The organism is Chromobacterium sp. FG89 (assembly GCF_057808735.1).
Genome location: NZ_JBMDIQ010000049.1, coordinates 1 through 7,724, shown reverse-complemented (window position 1 = coordinate 7,724; position 7,724 = coordinate 1). Strand labels below are relative to the sequence as shown.

Annotated in this window: 6 protein-coding genes; 4 read left to right on the top strand and 2 right to left on the bottom strand. The window is 68.0% G+C overall.

Features of this window, described 5'->3' with window-relative positions:
* Positions 1–148: 148 nt before the first annotated feature.
* A complete protein-coding gene (locus tag ACODRW_RS24020; protein ID WP_488906878.1) occupies positions 149–868 on the bottom strand; it encodes an ArsR/SmtB family transcription factor in 720 nt (239 codons plus the stop codon).
* An 80-nt stretch (positions 869–948) separates the two neighbouring features.
* Between ACODRW_RS24020 and ACODRW_RS24015 the strand changes: the two genes are divergently transcribed.
* The 3 genes from ACODRW_RS24015 to ACODRW_RS24005 are packed head-to-tail and all read left to right on the top strand — an operon-like array spanning position 949 to position 3,027.
* A complete protein-coding gene (locus tag ACODRW_RS24015) occupies positions 949–1,668 on the top strand; it encodes a DUF6058 family natural product biosynthesis protein (protein WP_488906877.1) in 720 nt (239 codons plus the stop codon).
* Positions 1,571–2,677, top strand: a complete 1,107-nt coding sequence (locus tag ACODRW_RS24010; protein WP_488906876.1) for a cytochrome P450 family protein — start codon at positions 1,571–1,573, stop codon at positions 2,675–2,677. Before ACODRW_RS24015 ends, ACODRW_RS24010 begins: the two co-directional genes overlap by 98 nt.
* Complete coding sequence (locus ACODRW_RS24005; RefSeq protein ID WP_227106323.1) at positions 2,674–3,027, top strand: antibiotic biosynthesis monooxygenase family protein; 354 nt, start codon at positions 2,674–2,676, stop codon at positions 3,025–3,027. Before ACODRW_RS24010 ends, ACODRW_RS24005 begins: the two co-directional genes overlap by 4 nt.
* Here ACODRW_RS24005 and ACODRW_RS24000 read toward each other — a convergent pair.
* The gene (locus ACODRW_RS24000) at positions 2,999–3,781 is read right to left on the bottom strand and encodes a class I SAM-dependent methyltransferase (protein ID WP_107801167.1); all 783 of its coding nucleotides are present in this window, start codon (positions 3,779–3,781) and stop codon (positions 2,999–3,001) included. The genes ACODRW_RS24005 and ACODRW_RS24000 overlap by 29 nt on opposite strands.
* Before the next feature lie 509 nt (positions 3,782–4,290).
* On the opposite strand from ACODRW_RS24000, the gene ACODRW_RS23995 reads away from it, so the two are divergent.
* The coding region (locus ACODRW_RS23995; RefSeq protein WP_488906875.1) for a DUF4347 domain-containing protein at positions 4,291–7,724 on the top strand (3,434 nt) is incomplete at its 3' end.

The window sequence follows — 7,724 nt, the reverse complement described above, 5'->3', positions numbered from 1 at the left end:
CGCCAAGGTCCAAGCATCGGTCCCATCGCGTTGCCGCGTGGGCATCGCCGCGCTCCGCCCTACGGCGGATGGTTTGCTTGGGTGGGAGGGTACCCTCCGCCGACACTGCCCAAGGACTCATCCGCCGCGCCCCCTCGCGCAAACCGCTTTAATCCCCCCGCAGCTGCTCGCTGCCCACTCCACATTCCTGCTTCAAGAAGGCGTAACCGGCCGGCGTGATCCGCAAGGCGCGGCTGTCGCTGCGGCGCTCGGTCAGGCCACGCTGTAAAAAGGCCTGGCACAAGGCCGCGCCCAGGCTGCCGGCGATGTGGTCGCGGCGCTCGCTCCAGTCCAGGCAGGCGCGCGCCAAGGGCCGGCGCGGGCGGGCGATGCCGGCCAGTTGAATGTCCAGCCGCGCCGCCAGCCAGTCCGCGCCGGCCGGCGTCACCGCGAACTCGCGCTCCTCGCGCCGTTGCAGCAGTTGCTGCTGTTGCAGGAAGTCGGCGACGGCGATGCCCAGCCGGCCGGCGAGGTGGTCGTAGCAACTGCGCGCCAGGCGGATGTCGGCATTGCCCTTGGGACGCACCGCGCTCCGGCTTTCGCCGGCGGCGGCGGACAGCGCTTCCAGCGCGTGGGCGATGGCCGGGCTGGCCAGGCCGTAATAGCGGTGGCGGCCGCGCTGTTCCACCCGCACCGCCTGGCCGTGCAGCAGCTTGGCCAGATGGTTGCTGGCCGCTTGCGGCGACAGGCCGGCGGCCTGGGCCAGATCGCTGGCCGGGTAGAGGCGGCCGTCTTGCAACAGCAGCAGCATCAGCGCGCGGCCGGGGTCGGCCAGCAGGCTGGCCAGGCGGCTGATGTCGGGTATGCGGTCGTGCGGGGCTGCAAGCATGGTTCATCCTCGGCTGAAACTTTGGCGGATGCCGCCGGCTACGATAAACCCATCGTCAAGCTTGAACAAGGAGAGCGGGAGTGGAGGATTTGCTGGGCTATCTGCATAGCCATTTTCTGAGCGAGCCGGCCTTGCTGGCGCGCAGCGGCTTGAGCCTGGACACCTTGCGCGGCTGGCAGCGGGCCGGTGCGGCGCCGTGGCCGTCCTACCGGCTGACGCTGGCCGGGGAGGCCGCATCCTGCATGGGCGCGGCGGCGCTGAGCGCGGAGTCGGCCTGGTATCCGCAGGGCATGTTGTGCTGGCTGGGCCAGGCGCTGGCCTTGGACGGGGATCCGGAGCGCTTGCGCGCCTGTTTCGGCCGGCAGTGGCGCGCCGGGCTGGCGGCGTTGGAACTGCCGCCAGCCGAGGCGGAGCCGGACCTGGAGGCGGCGTGGCGGGATTTCCTGGCCGGCGGCTACGGGGTGTGCACCCGCGCCGGCTTGCCGGGGGAGATTGCGCAGAAGGAGGCGCTGGTGTCCTTGATCGACGTGTTGACCGAGCGGCAAAGCCGGCCCGCTCTGGATCCGGCCCGACGCGAGCGCCTGGCCTGGGCGGTGACGGCGCTGGACGGGGTGGCGGCGCCGTTTGCGCCGCATGAGCGGGCGGCCAGCTCGCGCGCCCGCTGCGTGGAGCTGACGCGGCGGCTTTACCTGGCGGAGGGGCATGAGCGCCTGGCCTTTGGACCCGCTGGCGGCGGTGACTCACACCCATCCCTATCCCTATTACCGGGATCTGGCGCAGCGGCGGCCGCTGTATTTTGACGCCGGTCTGGGTGTGTGGGTGGCGGCCGGCCACGCGGCGGCGCAGGCGGTGTTGGCCGCGCCGGAGTGTCGGGTGCGGCCGCTGGATCAGGCGGCGCCGCCGCAGTTGGGCGATGGCGGCTTGGCGCGCACGTTCTGTCTGTGGGCGCGGATGAGCGAGGCGCCGCGCCATCCGGCGCTGAAGGCGGCTTTGAGCCGAGCTTTGGCGACGGCGGCGGACGCGGAAGCAGGGCGCTTGTCGGAAAGCCTGGCGCGGGACTGGCTGATGCGCGAGCCGTTGAACGGCGAGGTGCTGGACCGGATGGCGCAGGGCTTGCCGGTGCTGACGCTGGCCGGCTTGTTGGGTCTGCCGGCGGCGGACGCGCCGGCCTTGGTCGCGGAGGCGGCGGCGCTGGCGCAAGCGTTGGCCGCGGATGCCGATGTAGAGGCGCTGGCGCGCGGAGAGCGGGCCTTGACGGCTTTGCAGGCGCGGGTGGCGGAGGCGCTGCCGCGGGCCGGCGGCATGCTGGCTGAGCTGAAGAATGAATTGGCGCCGGATGAGGCGACGCTGACGGCGAATGTGATCGGCCTGCTGTTCCAGAGCCTGGACGCCGGCGCCGGCCTGTTCGCCGCCGCCATCTGGCATCAGGCTCAGGGCCGGCCGCTGGCGGCGGGCGCGGCGGCGGAGTGGGACTGGCTGGCTGTGCAGGACCCGGTCTTGCACAACACCCGCCGTTTCGTCGCGCGGGATTGGTCCCATGGCGGCCAGACGGTGCCGGCCGGCGCTTCGGTATTGGTGGTGTTGGCCGCGGCGGCTTTGGACCCGGCCGGGCCGGGCGAGGCCTTGATGTTCGGCGCCGGCCGGCATGCCTGCCCGGGCCGGGCGCTGGCGCTGGAAATCGCGCGCGGCGGCCTGGCGGCATTGGCGGCGGCGCGGCCGGATTGGCAAGACTTGACGGCGGCGGCGCGTTTTCGCCGGCTGCCCAACGCGCGGGTGCGTATTTATGGCAAGGAAGGGAGAACGGAATGATTGCGGTGATTTTCGAGGTGGAGCTGGCCGAAGGCGGCCGGGACGGTTATCTGGGCTGGGCGGAGCGCCTGGGGCGGGAGCTGGCGGAGGCGGACGGTTTCCTGTCGATCGAGCGCTTCGCCAGCCTGAACCGGCCGGAGAAGATGCTGTCGCTGTCGTTCTGGCGCGACGAGGCGTCGGTGGCGGCCTGGCGGCGGCTGGAGCCGCACCGCGCGGCGCAGCGGCAGGGCCGGGAGGCCTTGTTCGCCGATTACCGGCTGCGGGTGGCGGCGGTGTTGCGGGATTATGGGATGAACGAGCGGGCGCAAGCGCCCGATGGCGTCAGCCCTGAATTGGATGCAAGGCCTTGATCACGTAAAGATCAAAACGGGTGGATTTGCCGTCCAGCACCGCGGACGGCTTCACGCCCTCGATGGCCGCGCCCAGCCGCGGCCGTTTCACCACCACGCGGTTCTTGGCCGCGGCGATGGCGGCTTGCAGCAGCGCGGCGCTGTCCTGATCGTCGCCTATCACCTGCTGGAAGGCCTGCATGTCCTTCTTGGCGGCGGCGCTTTTCTTGTCGGTGTCCGGGAACATCGGATCGACGAACACCACGTCCGGGCGTTCGGCCTCGCTTAGCGCGGCCAGCCAGGCGATGGAGCTGGCGTGCACCAGATGCATGCGCGCGGCGATGTCGGCGGTGTCCGGGTGGCCGGCGGCGCGTTCCAGCGCGTCGGCCAGCAGCGCGGCGGCCACCGGCGAGCGCTCCACCAGGGTGACGCGGCAGCCCAGCCCGGCCAGCACGAAGCTGTCGCGGCCCAGGCCGGCGGTGGCGTCCACCACATAGGGCAGTTCCTTGGCGCCTTTCAGGCCGATGGCCTTGGCCACCGGTTGGCCGCGGCCGCCGCCCTGTTCGCGCCGATGCTTGGCCGCGCCCTCGACGAATTCCGCATACACCGCGCCGTGCTTGCCAGTGGTCAGCAGTTCCAATCTTTGCTCGCCCAATTCCAGCCAATAGCCCTGCTCCGGCCGTTGTTCCAGCAGCGGCAGAGCGAAGCGCTGGCTCAACAGGCGGGCGGCGTCCAGGCGGTCGGGACGGGCGCAGTACAGCGGGGTGGCGGGCATGGAAAAATCCTTGGATGGGCGGACGGCGGACGAACGATACGGGATGCGGCGGACGAGGGCAAGCCGGGGGATTTTGAATATGTTGAACAAATATCATGTGTGCTACGTATTTGCACTTAGCTTACTTCGCGTGAGGAACAACTATTTTTTAAAGAGGAGGCTTCTTGGTCGCGCTTGACAGCTTTTGTCAGCTTGCCGGCTGCCCGGTTTGTTACGGTGTCGCTGTTGTTCTGATTCGAATTTATTTAATTGTCATTTATTTTTGCTTTGATACAGGTTCTAATCCGCTAAGCAGCTTTTGGGATGTAGTCGCAAGCGTGGTTCGATCTGGGTCTTGGCGTCTGTTCAATGCTTGTTGCGCTTGGTGAAGCGTCAGCGGGCGGATACGTCTTAAGAAAGGCCTATGTACCGTATGTACATTCCGCCTTCTCTGCCGTCTTCGCCTTGTCTCGCTCTTGCTCGCAAGATGTTGAACAGCCGCTTAAGCCGAAATAATCCGGGAGAGCGTGATGGGGTGGTGGAAATCAGCGGGGCAATCGCAAGGCAGTGACAAGAAGACACCGGCTCTCAAGCGCTCGCGCCTGCTGTTGCAGGCTCTGGAGCCCAGGTTGATGTTCGACGGCGCGGCGGCCGCCACGGCCGCCGCCGCCTCGGCGCATGCGGACGCGCCGCTTCCGGCGGAACGCCCGGCGCCGACGGAAGCGCCGCGATCGGCCGCGGTGGAGCGTCTGGCGGAGAAGCTTGCCGCGGCGCTGGCGCCGACCGCGCCGCCCAAGCAGGTGGTGTTCGTCGAATCCAATGTCGCCAATTACCAAAGCCTGCTGGCGCAAATGCCGGCCGGCATGGAGGTGGTGGTGCTCAACGCCGGCAAGGACGGCCTGAGCCAGATCGCCGAGTGGGCCAAAACCCACCATGGCTACGCCGCCATCCACATCATTTCCCACGGTCAGAGCGGGGATTTGATGCTGGGCAACATGGAACTGACCACGGCTAAGCTGGACAGCCGCCAGGCGGACCTGAAAACCATAGGCCAATCCTTGCGCGCCGACGGCGACATCCTGCTCTACGGCTGCGACATCGCCGCCGGCAGCAGCGGCGCGGCCTTCGTCAGCGCATTGTCCCGCTACACTCAGGCCGACGTGGCCGCGTCCACCGACGCCACCGGCGCGGCGCGCCTGGGCGGAGACTGGACGCTGGAGCGCAATAGCGGCCATATCGACGTGGATGCCTTGCATTTCAGCTATGACGCCTTGCTGGCGCGGCCGGTAACCGGCACCACCGATTTCACCACATCGGACGGCAACACCTATAACCCCTCAGGCAGTACCGTGAGCGCCGGCAACCTCCAGGGCTGGGATTTCACGTTGCAATTGGGCTCCACCAATAACGGCGGCCAGACGATTATTGTCGAAAAGGCCGGCTCGGTGACCACGGAAACGGTGGACGGCTATAGCGACGGCACCATTCCCATCTCCTATTTCAGCGTCAAGTCCAACGACAGCAGCCGCTTTACCTTGAACTCCATCGGCGTGGTGCTGAACGGCTACGATTCCGCCACTTCCGGCGGCAATCTGCAATTGGTCGGTTATATCAACGGCGTGGCGGTCAGCGGGGCGACGCTGACGCTGAACGTGGGCGACGCGCTGCAAGGCAGCGGCGGGCTGGTGACTTTCAACGTGTCCGGCAACAGCGCCTTCCAGGGCATCGATTCCTTCCGGGTGTTGGCGGCCAGCGGCCATAATGTGACGGGCATGATAGGCATAGGCGCCATCAACGCCATCAATTTCGGCTTTGCGCCGACGCTGACCGCCAGCGGCGGCTCCAGCGCCTACAGCAGCGGTACCGGCACCGCGGTGACGGTGGACAGCGGCATCACCCTGTCCGACTCCGACAGCAGCACCCAGGCCAGCGCCACGGTGTCCATCAGCGGCAACTTCCAGAGCGGCCAGGACGTGCTGGCCTTCACCAACAACGGCAGCACCATGGGCAATATCACCGCCAGCTACAACAGCGGCACCGGGGTGCTGACGCTGACGTCCAGCGGCGCCACGGCCACGCTGGCTCAATGGCAGGCGGCCTTGCGCGCGGTGACTTATTCCGACAGCTCGCTGTCGCCCAATACCGGCAACCGCACCATCAGCTTCGCCATCAACGACGGCGCGATCAACAGCAGCGCGGTGACCAAGACGGTGACGGTGGCGGCGGATTCCGCGCCGGTGATCGGCAACCTCAACGGCGACAACCCCACTTTCACCGAGAAAGGCGGGGCGGTGAAACTGGACGTGGGCACCGCGGTCACGGTGACGGACAGCGACACCCCCAACTTCAACAGCGGCAATCTGACCGTGCACATCTCCGCCAACGGCCAGAGCGGCCAGGATGTGCTGGGCGTCGACACCAGCGGCTCGGTGTCCCTGTCCAGCGGCACCAGCGTGGGCAGCGTGGTGACGGTGGGCGGCGTGAGCATAGGCGTGATCGCCAGCAACGGCGACGGCGTGGGCGGCCATGATCTGATCGTCACCTTCAACAGCAACGCCACCCCGTCGCGGGTGGCCACCCTGCTGGCGGCGCTGACTTACAACAACAGCAGCAACGATCCCAACACCGCCACCCGCACCATCAACGTCAGCGTCAACGACGGCCGCGGCGGCACCGGCTCCAGCAATGTGACGGTGGCGGTGGCCGCGGTGAACGACGCGCCCACCGGCAGCGCCACCGCCTCCAATCCCACCTTCACGATGGGCGGCTCCGCGGTGACGGTGTTCAGCGGCGCCAGCGTCAGCGCCGTCGAATCCAGCCAGAGCGTGATCCTGCTGACGCTGACCGTGTCCGGCCTGCAAGACGGCAGCAGCGAAATCCTGTCCATAGACGGCAGCAATGTGGCGCTGACCAACGGCAACTCGGTCACCACCAGCGGCAACGGCCTGAGCGTCACCGTCTCGGTGTCCGGCGGCACCGCCACGGTGTCCATCAGCAGCAGCGGCGTTTCCGGCAGCACCGCGGCCAGCGTGATCAACGGCATCACCTATCGCGACAGCAACGGCAGCCCCTCCATCGGCAACCGGGTGGTGACGCTGACCAGCGTCAAGGACAACGGCGGCACCAGCAACGGCGGCGTGGACACCACCACGCTGGCCGTGGCGTCCACCGTCAGCGTGGCGGTGGTGCCGGTGGTGACCACCAGCGGCGGCAGCGCGGCCTTCACCGCCGGCGACAACACCGCGTCCACCCCGGTGGCGGTGGATTCCGGCATCACGGTGAGCAATAACGCCGGCCCCACGCTGGCCAGCGCCACGGTGTCCATCAGCGGCAATTTCCAGAGCGGGCAGGACGTGCTGGCCTTCACCAACGACGGCAGCACCATGGGCAATATCACCGCCAGCTACAACGCCGGCACCGGGGTGCTGACGCTGAGCTCCAGCGGCGGCAGCGCCACCTTGGCGCAATGGCAGGCGGCCTTGCGCGCGGTCACTTACACCGATACGGCGGTGACGCCTAATTCCGCCACCCGCACCGTCAGCTTCCAGGTCAACGACGGCAGCGCCAGCAGCGGCGTGGCCACGCGCTCGGTGACGGTGACGGCCACGGATCAAACGCCTATCGCCACCGCCAGCGGCGGCAGCGCGGTCTTCACCGCCGGCGACAACACCGCGTCCACGCCGGTGGCGGTGGATCCCGGCCTCACGGTCAGCGATCTGGACAACAGCACCTTGGCCAGCGCCACGGTGTCCATCAGCGGCAATTTCCAGAGCGGCCAGGACGTGCTGGCCTTCACCAACAACGGCAGCACCATGGGCAATATCACCGCCAGCTACAACAGCGGCACCGGGGTGCTGACGCTGACGTCCAGCGGCGCCACGGCGACCTTGGCGCAATGGCAGGCGGCGCTGCGCGCGGTCACCTACACCGACACCGCGGTGACGCCCAATACCGCCACCCGCAC